Consider the following 22,699-nt stretch of genomic DNA (forward strand, 5'->3'; position numbering starts at 1 on the left):
GCTCACCGCAGCTTCAGCGTAGCGAGGCCGGCGAGCGCCAGGATGACCGCGATGATCCAGAACCGGATCACCACCTGGGCCTCCTTCCAGCCCTTCTGCTCGAAATGGTGATGGATCGGCGCCATGCGGAAGACGCGCTTGCCCGTGAGCTTGAACGAGGCGACCTGGATGATCACCGACATCATCTCGAGGACGAACAGGCCGCCGACGATGGCGAGCACGATCTCGTGCTTGGTCGCCACGGCGATGGTGCCGAGCAGGCCGCCCAGCGCCAGGGAGCCGGTGTCGCCCATGAAGACCTGCGCCGGGGGCGCGTTGAACCACAGGAAGCCCAGGCCCGCCCCGATCACCGCACCGCAGATCACCGCGAGTTCGCCGCTGTCGCGCACGTAGTTGACCTGCAGGTAGCCGGCCGTGAAGACGTTGCCGACGAGGTAGGCGATCACTCCGAAGGTGCCGCAGGCGATCATCACGGGCACGATGGCGAGGCCGTCGAGCCCATCGGTCATGTTTACGGCGTTGCCCGCGCCGACGATGACGAAGGCGGCGAACAGCACGTAGAACCAGCCGAGGTTGATCAGGGCGTCCTTGAAGACCGGGAAGGCGAGGTGGTTCTGGAGCGAGGTCGGGGAGTAGACCGCGATCACGGTGCAGGCGGCGATGGCGATCGCCGCTTCTAGGATGAGCCGGAACCGGCCGGAGAAGCCCTTGTGCGACTGCTTCGTCACCTTGAGGTAGTCGTCGTAGAAGCCGATCGCGCCAAAGCCCAGGGTCACCGCCAGCACGGTCCAGACGTAGTGGTTGCGCGGGTTGGCCCACAGCAGGATCGCCACCACGACGCCCGCCAGGATCATCAGGCCGCCCATGGTCGGCGTGCCGCGCTTGGTCAGCAGGTGCGATTGCGGCCCGTCCTCGCGGATCGGCTGGCCCTTGCCCTGGCGCAGGCGCAGGGACGAGATGATCAACGGTCCGAACCAGAACACGAACAGGCCCGCCGTGAACAGCGCGCCGCCCGTGCGGAAGGTGATGTAGCGAAAGACGTTGAGGGCCGAGAGCGTACCGCTCAGGTCCGACAGGAGATACAGCATCCAGGACTCGATCGCGGCGGTTTGAGGTCGACGGGAGACCGGACTCCGGCAAGGCCGCCCGCCCCGCCGAAGCAACGCTCGAACCGTCGTTCCGGACGACTCAGCGTGGCTGGGGGTTCGCGTAGCGGGCTTTGAGGGCTTCGACAATCCGGCCCATGCGGATGCTGTTAGAGCCCTTCACCATCACGACGTCGCCGGGACGGACGAACCCGAGCAGCGGATCGACGAGCTCGGCCGACGTCGCGGCCGCGAGCCCGCGCCGGGACATCGGCAGGGCCTCGAACAGGTGGCGCATCAGCGGCCCGGCTGTGAAGACGTGGTCGATCCCGCCCGCCTCGACCGCATCGGCGAGGGCGCGATGGTGCTCCTCGCCGGCGTGGCCCAGTTCGAGCATGTCGCCGAGCACCGCGATCCGTCGCCCGCGCGGACCGGTCTCGACGGTGGCCAGGGTGCTGAGCGCCGCCCGGATCGAGGCGGGATTGGCGTTGTAGCTCTCGTCGATGAGGAAGGCCTCGCCCGCGTCGAAGGCCAGGGCGGTGCGCTCGCCGCGCCCCACCGGCGGCTTCAGGCTCGCCAGCGAAAGGGCGGCCAGGGCGAGGTCCGCCCCGAGGGCGTGGACGACCGCCATGACGCCCAGGGAGTTCATGGCCACGTGCCGGCCCGGCGTGCCGATCTGGTAGGTCACGGGCGTGCCCATCACCTGCGCCTCCACCACCGACAGGTCGGGGCGGACGACGATGCGCGAGGCCCTGACATCGGCCTGCGCGTGCTCGCCGAAGCTCACGACCCGGCCCGCCTGCGAGGCGAGGGCGTGGGCCAGCAGGCGCGGATAGGCCGGGTTGTCCCGGTTGAGGATCGCGATACCGCCGGGGACGAGGCCGGAGAAGATCTCCCCCTTGGCGTCGGCGATGGCCGAGAGCGAGGCGAAATGCTCGATGTGCACCGGCTCCACCGTGGTCACCAGGGCGACGTCGGGCCGGACCATGGCGGTGAGGGGCACGATCTCGCCCCCGTGGTTCATGCCGACCTCGAACACGCCGTAGGCGGCGCTCGCCGGCATCCGGACGAGGGTGAGGGGCACGCCCCAATGGTTGTTGTAGGAGGCGACAGAGGCGTGGGTCTCGCCCTGCGCCGACAGGACGTGGCGCAGGGCCTCCTTGGTGCCGGTCTTGCCCACCGAGCCGGTGACGGCGACGATCCTGGCGGCGGTGCGCCGGCGCGCTTCCACCCCCAACGCGCGCATGGCGGCGAGGACCGGATCGGCGCCGGTGCCAGCGACGGACAGGACCGCCCCGGCCCCGGCGAATTCCTCGGCACGGCCCGCGTCGACGACGGCCATCCCGGCACCCTGCGCCAATGCGGCACGCACGAAATCGTGACCGTCCCGGGCTTCTCCGGCAATGGCGAAGAAGAGGTCGCCGGGCTGGAGGGTGCGGGTGTCGATGGAGGCCCCGGTGACGGGCTTGGCATGCCCGTGGACGGTTCCGCCGGTGGCGGCGGTGAGGGCTTCGGGAGTCCAGAGGGGAGACGCGTTCACCAAGCCCGTCCTTGTCCTTCAGCGGGGTACCCAACGGCCTCGTCACGGACCGAGGCGGCATCGGCAAGAGCCGGTTCCGGAGCGTTGCGAGCGACATCGCGTTCGATGAGCTCGCGAATAGAACGCCCGTGGGACATGCCGCGCGCCTCGGCACGCAGCTTGACGGCAGCGAGAAGCGACTCCGGGACCCGAAGATCGACCTGAGCGGCCTTGCGCGCCGCCGCAAAGTCGACGGGCTTGAAGTGAGAGACATCGAGATCGGACAGGTCGTTCTCCAGGAACGCTTCCGCCTCCGCGTCGCTCTCAAACTCCGGAACTCGCCTCATATCTCGCAGCCTCCCCGGCGTGCATGTAGCGGGCACTCAGCGGCCGGATGGTTCGGCCGCGCAAGGTAGAAGACGACGAGGAGCGGTCGTCCCTCGGCATTGCGTCCCGTGGCCGGAAGCCGCTGCTCCGTCGGCGAATGCTTCACATCCGGAGCAACCCGTGGCGAGCCGCGAAGCGGCGCTTCGATCTCGCCGATGCTGACCCCGTGCTTCTCGCACTTCGCTCGATGGCCGTCATCCCATTCGAATTCCGGAGCCATCGTCATCGGTCGAGCCGCAAAGGGCCCTGAAACAGAGCCCCTTCGAACGGTGGAGGCCGGGCCGTTTCCTGGCCCCCCGCCGCCACCCGGCTCAACTCGACCGGGCTGCGATCGCCGCCCGGAGCACGTCGTGGTCCGAGAACGGCAGCACCTGCGCGCCCACGATCTGGCCGGTCTCGTGGCCCTTGCCGGCCACCACCAGCACGTCGCCGGACCGCAGACCCTGGACGGCCGTCCGGATCGCCTCCGCGCGGTCGCCGATCTCCACGGCGCCCGGTGCCGCCGCCAGGATCGCGGCGCGGATGGCGGTGGGGTCCTCGGTGCGCGGGTTGTCGTCGGTGACGACGACGGCGTCGGCGAGCCGGGCCGCGATCGCTCCCATCAGGGGGCGCTTGCCGGTATCGCGGTCGCCGCCGCAGCCGAAGACGCAGACGAGGCGGCCCGTCGCGAAGGGACGAAGGGCGGTGAGCACGCTCTCCAGGGCCTCCGGCTTGTGGGCGTAGTCCACGAGGCAGAGCGCGCCGTCGACTTCGCCGATCCGCTCCATCCGGCCGGGTACGCCCACGAGATGTTCCAGGCTCGCAAAGATCGCCGACGCCCGGTCCGCGCCGGCGGCCGCCAGGACCAGCCCTGCCGCGAGCAGGGCGTTCTCCACCTGGAACGCGCCCACCAGCGGCAGACGGACGACGTGCTCGATGCCGGCATGCGAGACGGCGAGCACCTGCGCGAACCCCTCGGTCCGCGCGTCGAGGAGCCGGATGGTGTCGCCGGCGCGTCCCGTGGTCATGACCTCGTGACCGGCCGCGGCGGCGGCGGAGATCGCCCGCTCGGCATAGGGACCGTCGGCGTTGACGACGGCTGGGCGACCCTTCGGCAGAAGCGTCGTGAACAGCCGCAGCTTGGCTGCGAGGTACTCCTCGACGGTGGCGTGATAGTCGAGGTGGTCGCGCCCGAGATTGGTGAATCCCGCCACCGTCAGCCCGACCCCGTCGAGCCGGCGCTGCGCGATCCCGTGCGAGGAGGCCTCCATGGCCAGGTGCGTGATGCCGTCGTCCGCCAACCGCGCCAGGGTCTCGTGGAGCGAGACGGGATCCGGGGTGGTCAGCGAGCCGTATTCGGCGCCGCGGTCGGTGACGATTCCCACGGTCCCGAGGCTGGCCGAGGCGAGACCGAGACGCGACAGGATCTGGCGGACGAAGTCGGCCACCGAGCTCTTGCCGCTGGTGCCCGTCACCGCGATGACGGTCCCGGGCTGGCGAGCGGAGAACCGCGCCGCGGCCAGCGCCAGGGCGCGGTGCGCGTCGTCGACCGAAATCCAGAGGGCCCCGGGCGGCAGGTCGCCGGGGGCGGCTCCCTCGCCGACCACCGCGATGGCGCCCGCCGCCACCGCCTTGGCGGTGAAGGCTTTCCCGTCGACGCGGGTGCCGGGCACCGCCACGAAGACGCCGCCGGGAACGACCCGGCGGCTGTCGGCGGTGATGCCGCCGACGATCCGTTGCGCAGCCGCCCCGCCGTCGATCCCCGGAAAGAGGTCCTTGAGCGTCGGCCCGCTCATCGGGCGTCCAGCTGGGTGGCGTGGTAGGCGCCGAGCTTGACCATCAGCGGGAACGGCTTGACCGGCGGCTCGAACTGCGGCGGCAGGCCGAGGATGGGGGCGACGCGCTCGATCACCCGGCCCGTGACGACGCCCGAGTTCCAGGCGGCGGTGGCGTAGCCGCCCGATTCCGGCAGGCCCTGCGGCTCGTCCATGAGGGTGACGAACAGGTATTTCGGCTTGTCCATGGGGGCGGCCGCCATGAAGGTGGTGAACAGACGGTTCTTCACGTAGCGCCCGTTGATCACCTTTTCAGCCGTCCCGGTCTTGCCGCCCACGTAGTACAGCGGGATCGAGGCCTTGCGCGCCGAGCCTTCGACGGCATTGAGGCGCATGATGAAGCGCATCGCCTCGCTGGTCTGGGGCGAGAGGACGCGGGTCGCCTTGGCCCGCGCCGTCGGCTCGTCGGTCTTCAGGAACGTCGGGGTGATGAGGTCGCCGCCGTTGGTGATCGCCGCCACCGCGGCCGCGGCCTGCAGCGGGGCGACGGCGAGCCCGTGCCCGAAGGCGATGGTGATGGTGTTGATCTCGGTCCAGCGCGGCGGCACGATCGGCGCCGCGCTTTCGGGCAACTCGGTGCGCAGGCGGTCGAGGAGGCCCATCTTCTTGAGGAAGGCCCTGTGGCCGGGCACGCCGACGCCGAGCGCCATCTTGGCCGAGCCGATGTTGGACGAATGGGTGAACACCTCCGGCATCGTGATGGTGCGGTTGGTGCCGTGGTATTCGTGGATGACCGACTTGCCGTAGCGCAGCACGCCGCCGCGGGTGTCGAAGGTCGAGTTGACGTTGTACTTGCCGGAATCGAGGGCCATGGCGAGGGTCATCGCCTTGAAGGTCGAGCCCATCTCGTAGACGCCGACGTTCATGCGGTTGATGCGGTCGTCGGTCAGCGCGTCGACCGGGTTGTTCGGGTCGAAGTCCGGCAGCGACACGAGGGCGATGACCTCGCCGGTGTTGACGTCCATGATCATGGAGGCGCCGGCCTTGGCCTTGAAGTGCTCGACGCCCTTGGCGAGTTCGTCGCGCACCGCGAACTGGGCGCGCAGGTCCACCGAGAGCTGGACGGGCTTGAGGTCGGTGGCCTTGGCCACGAAACCGAGGCTGTTGAGGTCCTTCAGCCCCGTGGAGTCGATGTACTTCTCCATGCCGGCGATGCCGATGTTGTCGAGGTTGGTCACGCCCAGGATGTGGGCCGCCGCGTTGCCGTTGGGATAGACCCGCTTGTGGTCGGGCAGGAAGCCGACGCCGGGAATGCCTAAGCGATGGACCTCGGCCTGCTGCTTGGGCGTGATCTCGCGCTTGACCCAGACGAAGCCCTTCTTCGTCGAGAGCTTCGCGCGCAGGTCGGTGGCGTTGAGGTCCGGCAGCACGGCGGTGAGGAGTTCCACCGCCTCGTCCTTGTCGTAGATGTTGCGCGGCTCTGCGAAGACCGAGACCGTGCGGATGTCGGTGGCCAGGATCTCGCCGTTGCGGTCGATGATGTCGGGCCGGATCGCGGTGGTGGCCGCCGCGGCGACGCGGCGCTCGCCGCTGTCGGGCTCGGGAAAGGCCGCCATCGAGACGAGGCGTGCGGCGATGGCCAGGAACACCACGGTGAACCCGAGGCCCACCAGGCCGACCCGGGTGTAGGACCGCTCGATGGCGAGGCGGAACATCGAGCGGGCGAGGGTCATCGCCGGATGGACCGCGGGCGCAGGCGCCGGGGCGGGCTCGGCCTCGACCGGCAGCGGATCGGTCGCAGCGGCGTCGTCGGGGGGGATCTGGGACACGGGACTACCTCGAGGCCGTCGTGGGCGTGCGGGTCGAGATGGTGCGGGTCGCCGGTGCTCCGATCGACCCGGTGGTGCGCGGTTCGTCACCGCGCTTGGCCGTCTTTTCCTTCGGCGTCGCCGTGGCGGTGGCCGAGAGGAGGCGGCCGATCTCATCGCCGCGGTCGACCCGCGCCGGGAGGTCGGCCAGGCGCCCGAGATGGGACACGCCGATCGGCTCGAGGCCGAGATGGCGCTCCACCGCCGCCTGCAGCCGGTCGGGCCGGGTCAGGAGCTGCCATTCGGCCCGCAGCACCGCGATGGCCTGACGCTCCTTGTGCAGCTGAGTCTTGGCCTTCGAGACCTGGGCCGATTGGTAGAGCGTGTCGTACTTGATCGAGTAGGCGTAGATCGCCGAGCCGATCAGGCCCACCACCGCGAGAAGGTTGAGCAGGCGGATCATCGGCGTCCTCCCCGTCCCTTGGCAGCCCGTTCCGGCAAGCTGGCCAGGGCCTCGATGGCGGCGAGCGGCGGCGGCGCGGGCGCGGACGTGCGTTCGCCCGAACGCAGCTTGGCCGACCGCGCGCGCGGGTTGGCATCGACCTCGGCCCGGCCCGGCAGGACCGCCCCCTTGGTCGCGAGCGCGAAGCTCGCGGTCGGGGTCGCCTCCAGGCTCGGCCGATGGCGGGAGCCCTGGGCGGCGCGACCGCCGCGGATGGTGAAGAACTGCTTGACGATGCGGTCTTCGAGGGAATGGAACGTCACCACGGCGAGATGCCCGCCCGGCTTCAGGATCCGCTCGGCCGCATGCAGGGCCTGGACGAGCTCGCCGAGCTCGTCGTTGACCGCGATGCGCAGGCCCTGGAACGTCCGGGTCGCGGGATGGATGCCGGCGGCGGGATCGACGTGGACCACGCCGGACACGAGGTCGGCCAGAGCCGCGGTGGTGGTGATCGGGCCGGCCTTGCGGGCCTCGACGATGGCCCTGGCGACGACCCGCGCGCGGCGTTCCTCGCCGTAATGATAGATGATGTCGGCGAGGTCAGCCTCGTCGGCCTCGTTGACGAGGTCGGCCGCTGTCGGCCCCGACAGCGCCATGCGCATGTCGAGGGGACCGTCCTGCCGGAACGAGAATCCGCGTTCCGCCCGGTCGATCTGCATCGAGGAGACGCCGATATCGAGGACGACCGCGTCCACCGCCGCGATGCCCTGCGCGGCGACGAGGGTGTCGAGGGTGCCGAACCGGCCCTCCGACAGGATGAGGCGCCCTTGCGCGGACGCGACGAGATCGGCGCCGGCGGCAATGGCGGTGGGGTCGCGATCGATGCCGAGCACCGTGAGGCCGGGCGCGGCGGCGAGCATCGCCGTGGTGTAGCCGCCCGCCCCGAAGGTGGCGTCGACGGCGACGCCGTGCGCGGGCAGTTTCAGCGCCGCGACGACCTCGGACAGCAGGACGGGAACGTGGGGAGCGCCGCCGGCGGGGCGCTCGCTGCGGTCGCGGTGTCGGGTCATGGCGATGCCGCGTGAGGGGCTGCGAACGGGTCGGCGACGACGGGCCGGCACGCATCGCCCGCGGCCGGGTGCGTCCGCCGATCGATCACGCGCCGCTGACGGGGTGGTGGCGGGTACCATGGGCCTCTGAGCATCGTCAAACCGACCGGCCGCGATGAACGGCCCGTCCGGGATCAGACCCCAGCAAGGTTAACCGAGCGTAAGTTTTTGGGGCGAAACGCGTCCTTCGCACACCGGCTCAAGGCGCGGGGCTCAACGCCCGGGAACGGGCGGTAGGGCCTGGAACGGATCGCATGCCGCTACGCCGAGGGGAGCGAAATGTCGGATGTGGCAGGCGCCAGCCGAAAGGATAGGCGGATCAGCCGGCCTATAAGCCGGGTTCTGTAGGGCCCGGAAGCGAGCTTCCGGACGTGGCGGCCATTCCTCTGGGACGGTCGTCACCGACCGCCTCAAGCAACCAACCCGGGCGATCTGGCCTGGAGAGAGGGCCTGCCCTTCCCCTGTCGGGGAGAGGCGCGTCGCCCCTATTCGGTCTTGCTCCCGGTGGGGTTTGCCGTGCCGTCCGCGTTGCCGCGTCCGCGGTGCGCTCTTACCGCACCCTTTCACCCTTACCCTGACAACAGGGCGGTCTGCTCTCTGTGGCACTGTCCCTGGGGTCGCCCCCGCCGGACGTTATCCGGCACCGTCTCTCCATGGAGCCCGGACTTTCCTCCCCGGTTCGCACCGGAGCGGCCGCCCGGCCGACTGATCCGGCGCGGGTGTGCGCCGCGCCGGATCGAAAGGTCAAGCGCGGCTACCAGCTTCCGGTGTTTTCCATCGACGCCCACGGCTCCTGCGGCGGCTTGGCCTCGCCCTTCTGCAGGATCTCGATGGAGATGCCGTCGGGCGACTTCACGAAAGCCATGTAGCCGTCGCGGGGCGGCCGGTTGATGGTGACGCCCTTGTCCTTCAGGCGTGCACAGAAGGCGTAGATGTCGTCGACCTGATAGGCGAGATGCCCGAAGTTGCGCCCGCCCGAATAGGTCTCCGGGTCCCAGTTGTAGGTGAGTTCCACGAGGGGGGCCTTGGTCTCCTTGGCGGTCTCGTAGTCGCCGGGGGCCGCGAGGAAGACGAGGGTGAAGCGACCCTTCTCGTTCTCGATACGGCGCGTCTCCTTCAGGCCGAAGGTCTCGACGTAGAAGGCGAGCGCCTTGTCGAGATCCGCGACGCGGACCATCGTGTGCAGGTATTCCATTGTCTGTCCCATCTTCCGGTGATGCCGGGGTATCTGGTCCGGAGCCTGCGCATCGTCAACGCCGCGCGACCGCGCCGGCCTGGGCGCGCGGGCGCCGTACGAACGCGACGGCGCCCCCGACCAGACATCCGGCGAGGTAGGCATCGAGGCAGAGCGCCACGATCTCGATCCAGAACCCGGGCCGCCCCGCCACCGGCCCGACGAGCGCGAGCCCGGTGAGCACGGCCGCGCCCAGGGCCAGGCCGGCGGCGGCGAGTCCCGCGCCGCGTTCTCGCGGCAAGCCGGTGAGGGCGCCCACCAGGACGCCGAGGGCGAGGGCGGCCAAGACGGCCGGCCAGAGGAGCGTCAGAATCAGTGCCAAGGGAGCGTCCTTGCGGTGTCACGCGGTGGGGGGCTCGGGGGCACCCTCAGGAATCGAGGCTAAAGCCGATGCCCTGCTGCGCCGGGCGGGTCGCGCCGGCGGCGGTCACGGCATCGTCCGGAATCCCGGCCTTGAGCAGGTAGTCGACGACGGCCGTGGCGCGCTGGCGCGGCAGCTCCGCCTCCGGCACCGCTTCGGCCACGACGGCCTTCGCCGGGGCGGGGTTCGGCGACGAGGATTTCTTCGAGGTTTCCTTCGCGGGCTTCGACGGCGCGGACTGTGACGGCGCGGACTGCGACGGCGCGGGCTTGGGCGCCGTCGGTTTGGGCGGCGTCGGTTTCAGCGCGGGCACCGTCGCCGGTGCCGCGGAGGCGGCCGCATCCACCGCCGGCTTCGTGGACGGATCGGCGGTGGCCTTGTCGCTGGAAGCCTCAACGACCGTCGTCTCGGCGGGGGCCGCCGCCACGGGCTTGGCGCCGGGCGGATCGCCGTGCCCGGCCACCGAAATCTTCAGGGTCGGGCAGGTTTTGGCGAGCGTCGCCAGCGCGTCGAGGACAGGATAGAACTCGGGACGCAAGGCCACGCTCCCCGGCGCGAACCGCAGGGCCGATCCCTGCGCGGCCTGCGCGAACAGGGTGCGGCAGCTGTCGGGATCGGTCAGCACCGGCCCCTCGGGTGCCTTGATCGCTGCCTCGGCCCGCCAGCCGGCGGGGACCTTGCGCGGCAGGTCCGCGGCCAGGCGCGCGGCGCTCTCGCGATAGAGGCTGTCGCCGACGAGGGTCAGGGCCCGATCGGTGATCGCGACCCGGCCACTGGCGAGCAGCGACAGGCCGCCGACGCCGGCATCGACCGCCGCGGCGAGGTCGGCCGGGGCGCCCTGCGCGATCCGCAGCTTGTCGACGATGCGCTCCTGGAAGAAGCGCGGTCGCAGGCTCGCGAGCACCCGGGCCCGGGTCGCCTCGTCGGGGACATGGCCGCTGAGGGTGACGATCTCGCGCTCGCGCCGGACGAGGACGCGGTAGGGGGCGAGCGGCTTGGTCTCCAACGCGAGCGCCCCGGCCTCGACGCCGGTCGGGCGCTTGTTCTTCACGAACGCCTCGATCTCGCCCACCGCCTGCGCGTCGATGGCCGCCCCCGAGACCGAGAGCCGTGAACCGGCGAAGGTCACGGTTCCGTCCTGGACGAGGTCCGCCAGGCCGAACACGGCATCCATCAGTGCGGCCGGGTCGATGGCCGCACCGAGCCCGCGCGCGGTCTGCATCCGGTCGTCGACGGGCAGTCCGCCCGCGATCTCGGCGGCACGGGCGAGGATCGCCGACCGCGCCGTCTCCGAGACCACGTTGCCGGTGAGCACCACGCCGTCGGCGGACCGTGCGACGGCCACGCGAAAATCCTCGATCCTCGGCGGCAGGATCTCGATGGTGCCGAGGCTGAACCCCTCCGGCGGATGGGCGAGCGCCAGCCGCAGGGCATCGTAGGCGGCGATGGTGGCCGCCTCGCCCTTGAAGGACAGGATGGTGTCGGTCAGCGTCACCACACCGCCGGGGTTGAGGGCGCCGAGTTGCTCGACGGCATAGGCGGAGGCGGCGGGGAACTCCGGTGGCGCCCCCCGGGCCGAGGTCGCCTCGTCCTTCAACGTCGTCTGGGGCGGCATGTCGGGGGCGAGGCGCGTGGCCAGGGCCAAAGGTCCGATCTCGGCCGGGCGATTGCCCGACAGGTCGATCCGGTCGGGCGCGGCCCGGGTGGCCGTCCAGACGAAGGGCGAGGCCTCCTCGACGAGGCCGAGCGGGCCGACCACGTGGCGCAGGCCCGGCAGGCGCTGCAGACGGGCCAGGGCATCGGCCCGAAGCTCCGGGTTGGGCGCTTCGCCCTTCACCACCACGTCGCGGCCGCGCGTCGTGATCCGCAGCCAGGGCTCGGCGCCGCCCTCCTCCGTGGCGGTGGCCACGGCCTTCGCCGAGGCCTTGAGGCGGCGCTCGAGGCTCGGCAGGCCCAGGGCGCCGGCGAGGCCGACGACCGCCGCCAGGGCCGGCAGGCCGGCCGACCAGCCGAAGCGTCGCAGATGGGCGAACGGCACGACGTTACCTCGATGGAAAAGCGGGCCCGGGGCCCGCGGTGACCGAGACGCTGACGCCATTTCCGCGGCAGCATGAAGGCCGTCGCGACGCTCAACCGGCCTGCGCGTCGCGCTCCATCTCCAGGGCGAGCCAGCGGTCCTCCGACGCGGCCAAGGCGGCCTCCGCATCGGCCATCGCGGCCGAGGCCTTCGCGAAGCGGGCCGGATCGCGGGCATAGAGTTCCGGATCGGCCAGGACCCGGCGCAGCTTGCCGATGTCGGATTCGAGCTTGGCGATCCGCTCGGGCAGGGTCTTCAGCTCGTGCTGGTCCTTGAAGTTGAGCTTCGTCCGGGCCGCCTTGGCCGGTTCCACCTTCGTCGTCTCCGGCGCGCGGTCGGCCTTCGCCCTGGGGCCGGTAACGGCCTTTCGCGCCTCCACGCCCTGCCCGCGCTGGGCGATCATGTCGGTGTAGCCGCCGGCGTATTCCGCCCAGATCCCCTCCCCTTCGCTGACGAGGACGCTGCCGACCACCCGGTCGAGGAAGTCGCGGTCGTGGCTGACCAGGATCAGGGTGCCGGAATAGTCGCCGAGCATCTCCTGGAGCAGGTCGAGGGTCTCAAGGTCGAGGTCGTTGGTGGGCTCGTCGAGGACGAGGAGGTTGGCCGGCTGCGCCAGGGCGCGGGCGATCAGGAGGCGGTTGCGCTCGCCGCCCGAGAGCACCCGCACCGGGGTGCGGGCCTGCTCGGGCGCAAACAGGAAGTCCTTGAGATAGCCAACCACGTGGCGGCTGACGCCGCCCACGGTGACGGTGTCGCCGCTGCCGCCGGTGAGGACCTCGGTGACGGTCATCGCCGGATCGAGGACGGCCCGGGCCTGGTCGAGGAGCATCATCTTGAGGTTGGTGCCGAGCTGGACGGAGCCGGAGTCCGGGGGAAGCTGGCCGGTCAGCAGGTTGATGAGCGTGGTCTTGCCGGCACCGTTGGCGCCGACGATGCCGAGCCGGTCGCCGCGCATCACCCGGATCGAGAGATCGCCGACGATGGTGCGCGGGCCGTAGGCCTTGGCCGCGTTCTTGGCCTCGATCACCAGCGCGCCGGAGCTCTCGGCCTCCGTCGAGGTCATGGTGGCGGTGCCCACCGGCCGCCGGTCCTCGCGTCGGTCCTTGCGCAGGGCGTGGAGGTTGCCCAGCCGGCGCACGTTGCGCTTGCGCCGGGCGGTGACGCCGTAGCGCAACCAGTGCTCCTCGTCGGCGATCTTGCGGTCGAGCTTGTGCCGGTCGCGCTCCTCCTCCTCGAAGAAGGCGTCACGCCATGTCTCGAAGCTGGAGAACCCCTGCTCGATCCGCCGCGTCACGCCGCGGTCGAGCCAGACCGTGGTACGCGAGAGCGCCGAGAGGAAGCGGCGGTCGTGGCTGATCAGGACGAGGGCGCCGCGCACCCCCTTGAGCTCGGCCTCGAGCCATTCGATGGCGGGCAGGTCGAGATGGTTGGTCGGCTCGTCGAGGAGCAGGATGTCGGGTTCCGGCGCCAGGGCCTGCGCCAGGGCGACCCGACGCCCCTCGCCGCCCGAAAGGCTGCGCGGATTCTCCGCCCCCGTCATCCCGAGGCTCTCGAGCATGTAGCGCGCGCGATAGGCGTCGTCGCCGCTGGTGAGGCCCGCCTCGACGAAGGACAGGGTGGTCTCGAACCCTGAGAAATCCGGCTCCTGGGCGAGGTAGCGGATCGTCGTTCCGGGCTGGACGAAGCGCACGCCCTTGTCGGGTTCCAGCAGTCCGGCCGCGATCTTGAGCAGCGTCGACTTGCCGGAGCCGTTGCGGCCCACGAGGCAGGTGCGCTCGCCCGGGGAGATCGCGAGTTCGCCGCGCTCGATCAGCGGCGTGCCGCCGAAGGTGAGCGCGACGTCTTGGAGAGTGAGGAGGGGGGGAGAAGCCATGGGCCGGCTTATGGCAGCGCCGGCCCGCGCAAACAAATCCTCCCGCCGGTTCCCACCCTACATCGTCGGGTTTGCGGGACCCGCCGGCGAGGGGTCGGGACCGATATCGGGACCGATGCCCGGATCGTTGAGCGGAATCTCGGTGGGTTGGAAACCCGGTGCCTCGACGGGCGAGTTCCCGGGGATCTCCGGCGACGGCCCGGGCTCGGGCGTGGTCGGCGTCTCGTAGGGGGTCTCGGGGACCGGAGCCGGCGGGACCGGGGTCTCCGGGATCGGCGTGGGGTTCGACATGGAGTGACTGTCCTCGGGACGAGACGGGGAACGTGAACGGGTGGCGACGAAGCTCGGTTCCCGCCTACTTCTTCGTGAGAAGAAGGGTGCCCTTGTTGCCCAGCGTCTTCTGGAGTTTTTGCGCGAACAGCGACAACAGCAGCGGCAGCCGCACCTCGATGCGCACGGTCTGCGGCTTGACGTCGACCTGGCCGTTCACCTTCTGGCCCATGGCGGCCACGGCGAAGGCGAGGGTATCCTCGGTCCAGGCCATCGTCTCCACGGCGATGCCCGCCTTCTTGAAGGTGCTGTCGAGGCCTCCGACCCCGTCCGCGATGCGGCGCCGGGCCTCGGCGAGGCCCAGTTCATGCGGGATTTCGACGATCAGGGGTTTCGACATCGCGCGCTCGGGCTCCAATTGGCTGGCCCCGAGATGGGGGACGGCCGACGCCGTGACAACGCCGGCCGAGCCCGATCGTAACCTCAGTCGACGACGGCGAGCGCAACGCGGCTGACGCCGCCGATGCCCAGCGCCCGGGCCGGGCCGCGGGCGAGATCGATGATGCGGCCGCGCACGAAGGGACCGCGGTCGTTGATGCGGACGACGACGCTGCGCCCGTTGCGGACGTTCTTGACCTGAACACGGGTTCCGAAGGGCAGCGAGCGATGGGCCGCCGTCATGCCGTTGGGATTGAAGCGTTCCCCGTTGGCGGTGCGAGCGCCCGATCCGTACCACGAGGCGGCACCGCTCTGCGCGGCGGCCGGTTGAGCGAGGGTGGCGAGGGCGGCAGCGGTTCCGGTGACGACGACGATCCGACGAGCAGACTTGATGTTCACACGCAGTCCTTTGCGCTGTTGCAGAGGCGGCGCAAAATGAATTTGATCGGGGCCAAAATAAGACGTCACGATTATGGCGGATCATGCCGTGATTTAAGCAAATTTTAACACATTCCGATTTTCAAATCACAACAAGTATTATCGTCGGGTGATTTCTATACCGCTGCCATTGTAACCACGATCCGTGATTGTCGTCGCCGGTATTCGGCGCCTCGAAAGCGAGCACGGTCGCGTCGGGCATCCCTTCCCCCCTGGAACCCCGGACCTGCGCTGCCGCGGCATGGGCGATCGCCGGAAGTACCGGCCATGTGCAGGGTGCGGTGATCGGAACCGACATCGCTCGGTCCAAGGCCCAATCCGGTATTCAGCGCTATGCATAAATCGCGGAGTCTTCGATAATTTCTGTATTGACGGATGGCGAATACTGGCAAACCGCCTGTATCACGTCGGCGTGATACGGTGGTGAAATGGCGGTTTAGCCTCGACCCGGCAAAATTTGCCGCTCCAAAGCGAGACGTATTTTTCTCGACCCGGCAACCCGACCTTTACCTTAACGGCCGCATGGTCCGGTTGTCAGTCGCGTAACCGGTGTTTGCCATGGCTTCCCCGCGTACCGCGGTTGCCGGCACCGCCGCCCGGAAAAGTGTCTCGCGTACCGGGCGGCTCGTGTCGGCGCCGCGGATGGGTCTCGTACCCTCCGTTCGCCTCCCCCTCGACGAAATCCTCATCGGCGATTGCATCGCCGCCATGAACGCCTTGCCGCCGGCGAGCGTCGACTGCGTCTTCGCCGACCCGCCCTACAACCTCCAGCTCGGAGAGGGCTCGCTGCTGCGCCCCGACCAGAGCCGCGTCGATGCCGTCGACGATGCCTGGGACCAGTTTTCGAGCTTCGCTCAATACGACGCCTTCACCCGCGCCTGGCTCACCGCCGCCCGCCGGGTGATGAAGCCGAACGCCACGCTGTGGGTGATCGGCTCCTACCACAACATCTTTCGCGTGGGCGGCGCCCTCCAGGACCTCGGGTTCTGGATCCTCAACGACATCGTCTGGCGGAAAGCCAACCCGATGCCGAACTTCCGCGGCAAGCGCTTCACCAACGCCCACGAGACCCTGATCTGGGCCTCCCGCTCGGCGGAGTCGAAGGGCTACACCTTCCATTACGAGGCGCTCAAGGGCGGCAACGACGACGTCCAGATGCGCTCGGACTGGTTCATCCCGCTCTGCACCGGCGACGAGCGCCTCAAGGGCGCCGACGGGCTCAAGGTGCATCCGACCCAGAAGCCGGAGGCGCTCCTGGCCCGCACCATCCTGTCGGCGACCAACCCCGGCGACGTCATCCTCGACCCGTTCTTCGGCACCGGCACCACCGGAGCCGTCGCCAAGCGGCTGGGGCGCCGCTTCATCGGGATCGAGCGCGAGACGGTCTACGCCGAGGCGGCCCGCGCCCGCATCGATGCGGTCGAACCCTTGTCGACGGCCGCCCTGCTGGTGGCACCGACCAAGCGCGCCGAGCCGCGTGTCGCCTTCCTGAGCGTCCTCGAGGCCGGGCACATCCGCGCCGGCGAGACGCTCACCGACGCCCGCGGCCGCCATGCCGCCCTGGTCCGCCCCGACGGTACCCTGGCCGCCGGCCCCGCCACCGGATCGATCCACAAGATCGGCGCCCTGGTGCAGGGCCTGCCCGCCTGCAACGGTTGGGATTTCTGGCACGCCACCCGCAACGGCAAGCCCGTCCTCATCGACGTGTTCCGCGGCAAGATGCGCGCGGCGATGGGCTCGGCGGCCTGATCGCAGCCTCTCGGCCTCGACCGACCGCCACCGGCCACGCCGAGGGATCGCCTCGGCTTCGACGGGGCCGTCGACCGTCCGGGTCAGGCACTTCGTCGTCGGCGCCCCCGACGTCGTGATTGCCCACGAGGTCGGGCACCGCGCGCAGACCCTCTGCCGGCCCACGCTCCAAAAGGCCACCCGCAAGGCGGGGTGCGCCGAGACCGATCCAGGCCGCTCGAACCCGCTCCGCCAAACGCACGGCTTGTCGGCTCTCGTCGACCCGGCTCTCGTGCACTCGGGGCTCGAACGCGGCCCGGTCGATCCCGATGAAGCCGCCGTGGTCCGCGCCGCAGTCACGAGCGAGCGCTTCTTCGCCGAACGGCCTGCCCCCGTTGGTCGACCCCGTTCGTTCCGGCGGTGGGAAACACCGGACGGTCGTGAAACGCACGCTCGTCGCGAACCGGTGTCGGAGAGGGGGATGCCCCGGACCAGAAACCGTTGGAATTAGATTTCATCCGACATCTCAATTGTCGATGTCGCATGAGCCTTGCTGGAGGCGACGTCCGATCGCCCGATATGCCCCGATGGCAGGCGCGCCCTCGCTCGTCGCCGAGCGGAAACGACGATTGACGCCGGCCCATTCCCCATAATAGATGTCAAACATCATTTTAATGCGACCTCGAGACGGCCGCGGGGAGACGGGCAATGGATACGAGATGGGTGCTCGGGCTCACCGGACTGGCCCTCGCCGGATGCTCGCCGGCGGAGACCGCCGTGCCCACGAAGCCGCCGCTGGTCCAGACCGTCGAGGTCGCCCAGGGGACGGGAGGCGTCTCGCGCTACACCGGCGTCATCCGGGCGCGCACTGAGAGCAACCTTGGCTTCCGGGTCGGGGGAAAGATCCTCGAGCGCCTCGTCGATCCGGGCGACCGGGTGAAGCGCGGCCAACCGCTCATGCGCCTCGACCGGACGGATTTCACCCTGGCGTTCACGGCGGCCCGGGCCTCCGTCGAGGCCGCCCGCGCGCAGATGATCCGGGCCAAGGCCGACGAGGAGCGCAGCCGCAAGCTCGTCGGTGACGGCTGGACCTCGAAGCAGACCTACGACCAGAACAAGGCCGCCGCCGACGCGGCCATCGCGCAGTTCGCCAACGCCGAGGCCCAGGCGAGCCAGGTCTCCAACCAGGCCGGGTATTCCGAGCTCCAGGCCGATGCCGACGGCGTCGTCATGGAGGTGCCGTCCGAGCCGGGCCAGGTGGTCGCCGCCGGCCAGACCGTGGTCAAGCTCGCCCGCGACGGGGCTCGCGAGGCGGAAGTGTTCCTGCCCGAGGTGTTCTTGCCCGAGGCGAGCCGGCGCCTGGCGCGGGGGGCGGCCTCGGCGACGCTCTATGCCGAGGGCGGGGCGACCTATCTGGCGCATCTGCGCGAGTTGTCGGCCACCGCCGATCCGGCCACCCGGACCTACCGGGCCCGCTACATCCTGTCGGGGGGCGGCGAGGACGCACCGCTCGGCGCGACCGTGACGCTTCGGCTCCAGGCCGTCGATGCCGGGCGTGCGGCTGCGGTCGAGGTTCCCCTGGCCGCCCTGTTCGATTCCGGAGGCGGCTCGGCGGTCTGGCGCTTCGACGCCGCCACCGGCACCGTCGCCGCGCAGCCCGTCGTCATCGCCCGCCTGTCCGAGGAAAGCGCGCAGGTCGCCTCGGGCCTGAAGCCCGGCGACCGGATCGTCTCGCTCGGCGCCCATCTCCTCAAGGCCGGCCAGAGCGTGCGCCCGGCGCCCGCGACCACGACGGGAGTCGCCCGATGACCGGCTTCAACCTCTCCGCCCTGGCGGTCCGGGAAAGGGCCGTCACGCTGTTCCTGCTGCTCGCCCTGACGGGCGCCGGGTTCTTCGCCTTCCAGAAACTCGGCCGGGCCGAGGACCCGGCCTTCACCGTGAAGGTGATGGCGGTGTCGGCCGCCTGGCCGGGGGCGACCGCGCAGGAGATGCAGCGCCAGGTCGCCGACGCCCTGGAGAAGCGCCTGCAGGAACTCGTCTATTACGACCGCGTCGAGACCACGGTGCGGCCCGGCCTCATGCTGATGAAGGTCATCTTCAAGGACAACATGCCGCCGGCCAAGCTCCAGTCGGAGTTCTACCAAGCGCGCAAGAAGCTCTCCGACCAGGGCTCCGGCCTGCCGCGCGGGGTGATGGGCCCGCTGTTCAACGACGAGTTCTCGGACATCTACTTCGCCCTCTACGCCCTCCAGGCGAAGGGCCTGCCGCACCGCCACCTCGTGCCGCGCGCCGAGGACCTGCGCCAGCGCCTGCTGCGCGTGCCCGGCGTCGAGAAGATCAACATCCTGGGCGAACAGGCCCAGAAGATCTTCGTCGAGATCTCCTACCAGCGCCTCGCCACCCTCGGCATCACCGGCCAGCAGCTGCTGGCGGCGCTGGCCAACCAGAACGACGTGACGCCCGCCGGCTTCGTCGAGGCCGCCGGTCCCCGCATCTACCTTCGCCTCGACGGGGCCATCGACGGCCTCGACGCGATCCGCGACCTGCCAGTGGCGGCCGGCGACCGCAGCCTCAAGCTCGGGGACATCGCCGAGGTCAAGCGCGGCTACGAGGACCCCAAGTCCTTCGCGATCCGCAACGACGGCGAGCCGGCCCTGATGCTCGGCCTGGTGATGAAGCCCGGCTTCAACGGCCTCAAGCTCGGCGAGGCTCTGAACGCCGAGGAGGTGGCGATCCGTCACGCGCTGGCGACGGGGATCACGTTCACGAAGATCACCGACCAGGCCAAGGTCATCGACGACGCCATCCACGAATTCATGGTGAAGTTCTTCACCGCGCTCGGCGTGGTGATCGTCGTCTCCCTCGTCGCCCTGGGGTTTCGCGTGGGTATCGTCGTGGCGCTCGCCGTGCCCCTGACGCTGTCGGCGGTGTTCGTGGTGATGATGATCACCGGCCGCGACTTCGACCGCATCACGCTCGGCGCCCTCATCATCTCGCTCGGGCTCCTCGTCGACGACGCCATCATCGCCATAGAGATGATGGTGGTGCGGATGGAGGAAGGCGCCGACCGCATCGAGGCGGCGACCCATGCCTGGAGCGCCACCGCCGCGCCGATGCTGACCGGCACGCTGGTGACCATCGCGGGCTTCCTGCCGGTGGGCTTCGCCGCCTCCACGGCCGGCGAGTACGCCGGCAACATCTTCTGGGTGGTGTCGTTCTCGCTGATCGTCTCGTGGATCGTGGCGGTGACCTTCACGCCGTATCTCGGCGTCAAGCTGCTGCCGAACATCAGGCGCGTGGAAGGCGGCCACGAGGCGATCTACGCCACGAAGAATTACGAGCGCCTGCGCCGCGTCGTGCGGATGTCCGTCGACCACAAGTGGATGGCCGCCGGCATCATCGTGGCGCTGTTCGCGGGCGCGGTCGTCGCCATGGGCCGTGTCGAGCAGCAGTTCTTCCCGAACTCGGAGCGGGCCGAGCTCATCGTCGAGGTGACCCTGCCGGCGGGCTCCGCCTTCGCCACCACCGAGGCCAGCGTCGCACGCGTCGAGGCGGCCGTGCGCGACCTGCCCGAGGCCGGCGAGATCACCAGCTACATCGGCCAGGGCATGCCGCGCTTCGTCTTGTCCTTCGATCCCGAGCTGCCCGACCCGGCCTTCGCTCAGATCGTGGTGCAGACCGTGGACGCGCAGGCCCGCGACGCCCTGCGCGGCAAAGTCCGAAACCTCGTCGACGAGGGTCGCTTCCCGGAGGCGCGCGTCCGCGTGCTGCAGATCGTGTTCGGCCCGCCGATCCGCTTTCCCGTCGCCTTCCGGGTCGTCGGCCCCGACCTCGACGTCGTCCGCGCCATTGCGGCCGAGGTCCGGGACGTCATGGCGGCCAACGCCGACATGCGCCTCGTCCATCTCGACTGGGGCGACAAGACCCCCAACCTGCACCTCGCCTTCGACCAGGAGCGCCTGCGCCTGATCGGCCTGACGCCGAAGGAGGCCGGACAACAGCTGCAGAGCTACCTCAACGGAACGCCCGCGACCCAGGTCCGCGAGACCCTGCGCTCCGTCGACGTGGTGCTGCGCAGCCCCGGTGCCGAGCGGCGCTCGCTCGGCGAGATCGGCGACCTCACCCTGGCGACGCGGGACGGGCGGCAGGTGCCGGTGTCCCAGGTCGCGCGGCTGGAGACCCGCAGCGAGGATGCGGTGCTCAAGCGCTACAACCGCGAGACCTACATCCGGGTGCAGGGCGACGTGCTCGACGGCAAGCAGCCGCCGGACGTGCACGCGCAGGTCCTCCCCCTGCTCGACCCGACCAGGGCGAAGCTGCCGCCTGGCTACCGCATCGATACGGCCGGCGCCGTGGAGGAGAGCGAGAAGGCGATGATGTCCCTGGTGGCGGTGTTCCCGATCATGCTGATCGTGACGCTGACGGTCATCATGATCCAGGTCCGCTCCTTCACGACGATGGTCATGGTGTTCGCGACCGCGCCGCTCGGCCTCGTCGGGGCGGCGCCGACCCTGCTGCTCTTCCACCAGCCGTTCGGCTTCAACGCGATCCTCGGCCTGATCGCGCTGTCGGGGATCCTGATGCGCAACACCCTGATCCTGGTGGACCAGATCCATCACGACCGGGCGGCGGGCCTGTCCGACTACGACGCCATCGTCGAGTCCACGGTGCGGCGGGCCCGGCCGGTGATCCTCACGGCGGCCGCGGCGATGCTCGCCTTCATCCCGCTCACCCACTCGGTGTTCTGGGGGGCGCTGGCCTACGTGCTCATCGGCGGCGTCGGCGTCGGCACCCTGCTGACCCTGCTGTTCCTGCCGGCCCTCTACGCCCTGTGGTTCCGGGTGGCGCGGGCGCCGGGGGCGAACGTCGTCGCATCGGGCGCGGACGGAATGCCGTTGCCGGCCAGATCCTAGGGCGACCGGGAGGAGATCCATGTCCCTCCCCGAGGGACATCCAAGGATCGCGCGCCGACCGGGCGTGCGGTACGACGACCGGCCTGCGCTCCTGCCCTCCCCCGCAGGCCGGTCGCCTGTCGGTGCCGGCGGCCTTGCGGGGACGGCTGCCTGGCGGGGAAGGCGGCCTGGCGGGGAGGGCTCGAGGGCCGGCCCTTCTTTAGATGACATAGCGCATCTATATGGGTTGTCGGAACGCCGAAGGATCACGCTATGCCGAGAGTTTCGCAGGAGCAGGCCAGGCTCAACCGTCAGCGCGTGGTCGAGGTCGCCGCGTCCCTGTTCCGCGAGCGCGGCCTTCACGGCGTCGGTGTCGCCGACATCATGGCATCCGCCGGCCTGACCCATGGCGGTTTCTATGGCCAGTTCGCCAACAAGGACGCACTGGCAGCCGAAGCGTTCGACGCCGCGGTCGCCGAGGACCGGCGCGGAGCCGTCGACGCCATCCTCGCGAACTATCTCTCCCTCGCGCACGTCCAGACGCCCGGGAAGGGATGTCCCCTGGCGGCCCTGGCCAACGACATTTCGCGGGAAGCCTCCGACAGCCCGGTCCGGACCCGGTTCACCCACGCCGTCGAGCGTCTGGCTGCGATCCTCGCCGACCTGACGCCGAAGGCATCGCGGGAGCGACGCCGGCAGCGCTCCCTCGCGACGCTCTCGACGCTGGTCGGAGCCGTCGTCCTGGCGCGTGCCGTCAACGACGAGGCTTTGGCGAACGATCTCCTCCAGGCGGCGCATGCCGCGGTCGCCCCCCATGCCTCGGTCGCCCCCCATGCCTCGGTCGCCCCCTGAGGGCCGGCCTCGCAGGGGTGGGGCCGGTCACGCGAGCGATGCCCTGATCGAACCCACGGCTGCTGACGAGTCCACCGCACCATAATAAATGTTGATCATAACTTATTGATGCCGGTGTCGTCGCTCAGGTCCGTCGGATGCGGGGCGGTCGCCATCGCGGAAGGCGACGGCCGGTTGAGCATCGTCGTGCCGTGCGTCGCGCCGCACCGCTTCGGGCCGTACCGAGGATTCCGATCGCCGGCGCGACGGTCGCGAATCACAGGATTCGGGGTCTGCGAGAATCAGCCGTGGCTCCTCTCCAGGGCAGAAAAGGACGGTGGCGGGCGGAGACTTGGCCATGGGCCGTTCCACGGTTTCCCGTCACGGTTCACGTCGGCGATGGCAACCGCCTCGCTGGCGTGATCCTGCTCCTGGGCCGAGGCTGTGGTGCGG

The 22,699-nt window shown here is 70.1% G+C and carries 18 protein-coding genes and 1 other RNA gene; 4 read left to right on the forward strand and 15 right to left on the reverse strand.

Annotation, left to right across the window (positions count from 1 at the left end; all coding sequences use genetic code 11):
• Window positions 1-2: 2 nt before the first annotated feature.
• From mraY to ASG40_RS12765, 15 genes are all read right to left on the reverse strand, one after another.
• Window positions 3-1,088 (reverse strand): phospho-N-acetylmuramoyl-pentapeptide-transferase, encoded by a 1,086-nt coding sequence (mraY, locus tag ASG40_RS12700; RefSeq protein WP_055886061.1) that lies wholly within the window; start codon window positions 1,086-1,088, stop codon window positions 3-5.
• Between the two features lie 100 nt (window positions 1,089-1,188).
• Window positions 1,189-2,625 (reverse strand): UDP-N-acetylmuramoylalanyl-D-glutamyl-2,6-diaminopimelate--D-alanyl-D-alanine ligase, encoded by a 1,437-nt coding sequence (locus ASG40_RS12705; protein ID WP_055886065.1) that lies wholly within the window; start codon window positions 2,623-2,625, stop codon window positions 1,189-1,191.
• Window positions 2,622-2,951 carry a CopG family antitoxin gene (locus ASG40_RS12710; RefSeq protein ID WP_082524047.1) on the reverse strand — a complete coding sequence of 110 codons (330 nt, stop codon included), beginning with the start codon at window positions 2,949-2,951 and terminating at the stop codon, window positions 2,622-2,624. Before ASG40_RS12710 ends, ASG40_RS12705 begins: the two co-directional genes overlap by 4 nt.
• 351 nt (window positions 2,952-3,302) lie before the next feature.
• Entirely contained in the window at window positions 3,303-4,766 is a 1,464-nt protein-coding gene (locus ASG40_RS12715) for a UDP-N-acetylmuramoyl-L-alanyl-D-glutamate--2,6-diaminopimelate ligase (RefSeq protein WP_055886068.1), read from the reverse strand.
• On the reverse strand, window positions 4,763-6,532 hold the full coding sequence (locus tag ASG40_RS12720) for a peptidoglycan D,D-transpeptidase FtsI family protein (RefSeq protein ID WP_244472400.1): 1,770 nt from the start codon (window positions 6,530-6,532) through the stop codon (window positions 4,763-4,765). The genes ASG40_RS12715 and ASG40_RS12720 overlap by 4 nt, the downstream gene beginning before the upstream one ends.
• A 46-nt stretch (window positions 6,533-6,578) precedes the next feature.
• Complete coding sequence (ftsL, locus tag ASG40_RS12725) at window positions 6,579-7,016, reverse strand: cell division protein FtsL (RefSeq protein WP_055886071.1); 438 nt, start codon at window positions 7,014-7,016, stop codon at window positions 6,579-6,581.
• On the reverse strand, window positions 7,013-8,065 hold the full coding sequence (gene rsmH, locus ASG40_RS12730; RefSeq protein ID WP_055886074.1) for a 16S rRNA (cytosine(1402)-N(4))-methyltransferase RsmH: 1,053 nt from the start codon (window positions 8,063-8,065) through the stop codon (window positions 7,013-7,015). The genes ftsL and rsmH overlap by 4 nt, the downstream gene beginning before the upstream one ends.
• A gap of 354 nt (window positions 8,066-8,419) precedes the next feature.
• Window positions 8,420-8,813: RNase P RNA component class A (rnpB, locus tag ASG40_RS13275), an RNA gene on the reverse strand.
• A 45-nt stretch (window positions 8,814-8,858) separates the two neighbouring features.
• Complete coding sequence (locus tag ASG40_RS12735) at window positions 8,859-9,299, reverse strand: VOC family protein (protein WP_055886078.1); 441 nt, start codon at window positions 9,297-9,299, stop codon at window positions 8,859-8,861.
• A gap of 55 nt (window positions 9,300-9,354) precedes the next feature.
• Window positions 9,355-9,660: a hypothetical protein gene (locus tag ASG40_RS12740; protein WP_055886080.1), complete on the reverse strand. Its 306-nt coding sequence runs from the start codon at window positions 9,658-9,660 to the stop codon at window positions 9,355-9,357.
• Window positions 9,661-9,706: 46 nt separating this feature from the next.
• On the reverse strand, window positions 9,707-11,737 hold the full coding sequence (locus ASG40_RS12745; protein ID WP_055886083.1) for a BON domain-containing protein: 2,031 nt from the start codon (window positions 11,735-11,737) through the stop codon (window positions 9,707-9,709).
• Between the two features lie 91 nt (window positions 11,738-11,828).
• Window positions 11,829-13,649 carry an ABC-F family ATP-binding cassette domain-containing protein gene (locus ASG40_RS12750; RefSeq protein WP_055886085.1) on the reverse strand — a complete coding sequence of 607 codons (1,821 nt, stop codon included), beginning with the start codon at window positions 13,647-13,649 and terminating at the stop codon, window positions 11,829-11,831.
• 57 nt (window positions 13,650-13,706) lie between these two features.
• The gene (locus tag ASG40_RS12755; RefSeq protein ID WP_055886089.1) at window positions 13,707-13,940 is read right to left on the reverse strand and encodes a hypothetical protein; all 234 of its coding nucleotides are present in this window, start codon (window positions 13,938-13,940) and stop codon (window positions 13,707-13,709) included.
• A gap of 64 nt (window positions 13,941-14,004) precedes the next feature.
• The gene (locus ASG40_RS12760; RefSeq protein WP_055886091.1) at window positions 14,005-14,319 is read right to left on the reverse strand and encodes a polyhydroxyalkanoic acid system family protein; all 315 of its coding nucleotides are present in this window, start codon (window positions 14,317-14,319) and stop codon (window positions 14,005-14,007) included.
• An 83-nt stretch (window positions 14,320-14,402) separates the two neighbouring features.
• Window positions 14,403-14,732 (reverse strand): septal ring lytic transglycosylase RlpA family protein, encoded by a 330-nt coding sequence (locus tag ASG40_RS12765; RefSeq protein ID WP_244472401.1) that lies wholly within the window; start codon window positions 14,730-14,732, stop codon window positions 14,403-14,405.
• Between the two features lie 621 nt (window positions 14,733-15,353).
• On the opposite strand from ASG40_RS12765, the gene ASG40_RS12770 reads away from it, so the two are divergent.
• The 4 genes from ASG40_RS12770 (at window position 15,354) to ASG40_RS12785 (ending at window position 22,267) form a co-directional block, all read left to right on the forward strand.
• Entirely contained in the window at window positions 15,354-16,544 is a 1,191-nt protein-coding gene (locus ASG40_RS12770; protein ID WP_200944260.1) for a site-specific DNA-methyltransferase, read from the forward strand.
• Window positions 16,545-17,231: 687 nt separating this feature from the next.
• Window positions 17,232-18,332 (forward strand): efflux RND transporter periplasmic adaptor subunit, encoded by a 1,101-nt coding sequence (locus tag ASG40_RS12775; protein WP_055886094.1) that lies wholly within the window; start codon window positions 17,232-17,234, stop codon window positions 18,330-18,332.
• On the forward strand, window positions 18,329-21,436 hold the full coding sequence (locus ASG40_RS12780) for an efflux RND transporter permease subunit (protein WP_055886097.1): 3,108 nt from the start codon (window positions 18,329-18,331) through the stop codon (window positions 21,434-21,436). The genes ASG40_RS12775 and ASG40_RS12780 overlap by 4 nt, the downstream gene beginning before the upstream one ends.
• Window positions 21,437-21,688: 252 nt before the next feature.
• Window positions 21,689-22,267 carry a TetR family transcriptional regulator gene (locus tag ASG40_RS12785; RefSeq protein ID WP_055886099.1) on the forward strand — a complete coding sequence of 193 codons (579 nt, stop codon included), beginning with the start codon at window positions 21,689-21,691 and terminating at the stop codon, window positions 22,265-22,267.
• Window positions 22,268-22,699 lie beyond the last annotated feature (432 nt).

The sequence above is a fragment of the Methylobacterium sp. Leaf399 genome (genome assembly GCF_001424525.1).
In the GTDB taxonomy this organism is placed as follows: Bacteria; Pseudomonadota; Alphaproteobacteria; order Rhizobiales; family Beijerinckiaceae; genus Methylobacterium.

What these genes read in the sequence shown, in the direction of transcription:
- mraY (WP_055886061.1), bottom strand. Translation starts at nt 1,088, where the DNA reads ATGCTGTATCTCCTGTCGGACCTGAGCGGTACGCTCTCGGCCCTCAAC.
- ASG40_RS12710 (WP_082524047.1), bottom strand. Translation starts at nt 2,951, where the DNA reads ATGAGGCGAGTTCCGGAGTTTGAGAGCGACGCGGAGGCGGAAGCGTTC.
- ASG40_RS12715 (WP_055886068.1), bottom strand. Translation starts at nt 4,766, where the DNA reads ATGAGCGGGCCGACGCTCAAGGACCTCTTTCCGGGGATCGACGGCGGG.
- ftsL (WP_055886071.1), bottom strand. Translation starts at nt 7,016, where the DNA reads ATGATCCGCCTGCTCAACCTTCTCGCGGTGGTGGGCCTGATCGGCTCG.
- rsmH (WP_055886074.1), bottom strand. Translation starts at nt 8,065, where the DNA reads ATGACCCGACACCGCGACCGCAGCGAGCGCCCCGCCGGCGGCGCTCCC.
- ASG40_RS12735 (WP_055886078.1), bottom strand. Translation starts at nt 9,299, where the DNA reads ATGGAATACCTGCACACGATGGTCCGCGTCGCGGATCTCGACAAGGCG.
- ASG40_RS12750 (WP_055886085.1), bottom strand. Translation starts at nt 13,649, where the DNA reads ATGGCTTCTCCCCCCCTCCTCACTCTCCAAGACGTCGCGCTCACCTTC.
- ASG40_RS12755 (WP_055886089.1), bottom strand. Translation starts at nt 13,940, where the DNA reads ATGTCGAACCCCACGCCGATCCCGGAGACCCCGGTCCCGCCGGCTCCG.
- ASG40_RS12760 (WP_055886091.1), bottom strand. Translation starts at nt 14,319, where the DNA reads ATGTCGAAACCCCTGATCGTCGAAATCCCGCATGAACTGGGCCTCGCC.
- ASG40_RS12770 (WP_200944260.1), top strand. Translation starts at nt 15,354, where the DNA reads ATGGCTTCCCCGCGTACCGCGGTTGCCGGCACCGCCGCCCGGAAAAGT.
- ASG40_RS12775 (WP_055886094.1), top strand. Translation starts at nt 17,232, where the DNA reads ATGGATACGAGATGGGTGCTCGGGCTCACCGGACTGGCCCTCGCCGGA.
- ASG40_RS12780 (WP_055886097.1), top strand. Translation starts at nt 18,329, where the DNA reads ATGACCGGCTTCAACCTCTCCGCCCTGGCGGTCCGGGAAAGGGCCGTC.
- ASG40_RS12785 (WP_055886099.1), top strand. Translation starts at nt 21,689, where the DNA reads ATGCCGAGAGTTTCGCAGGAGCAGGCCAGGCTCAACCGTCAGCGCGTG.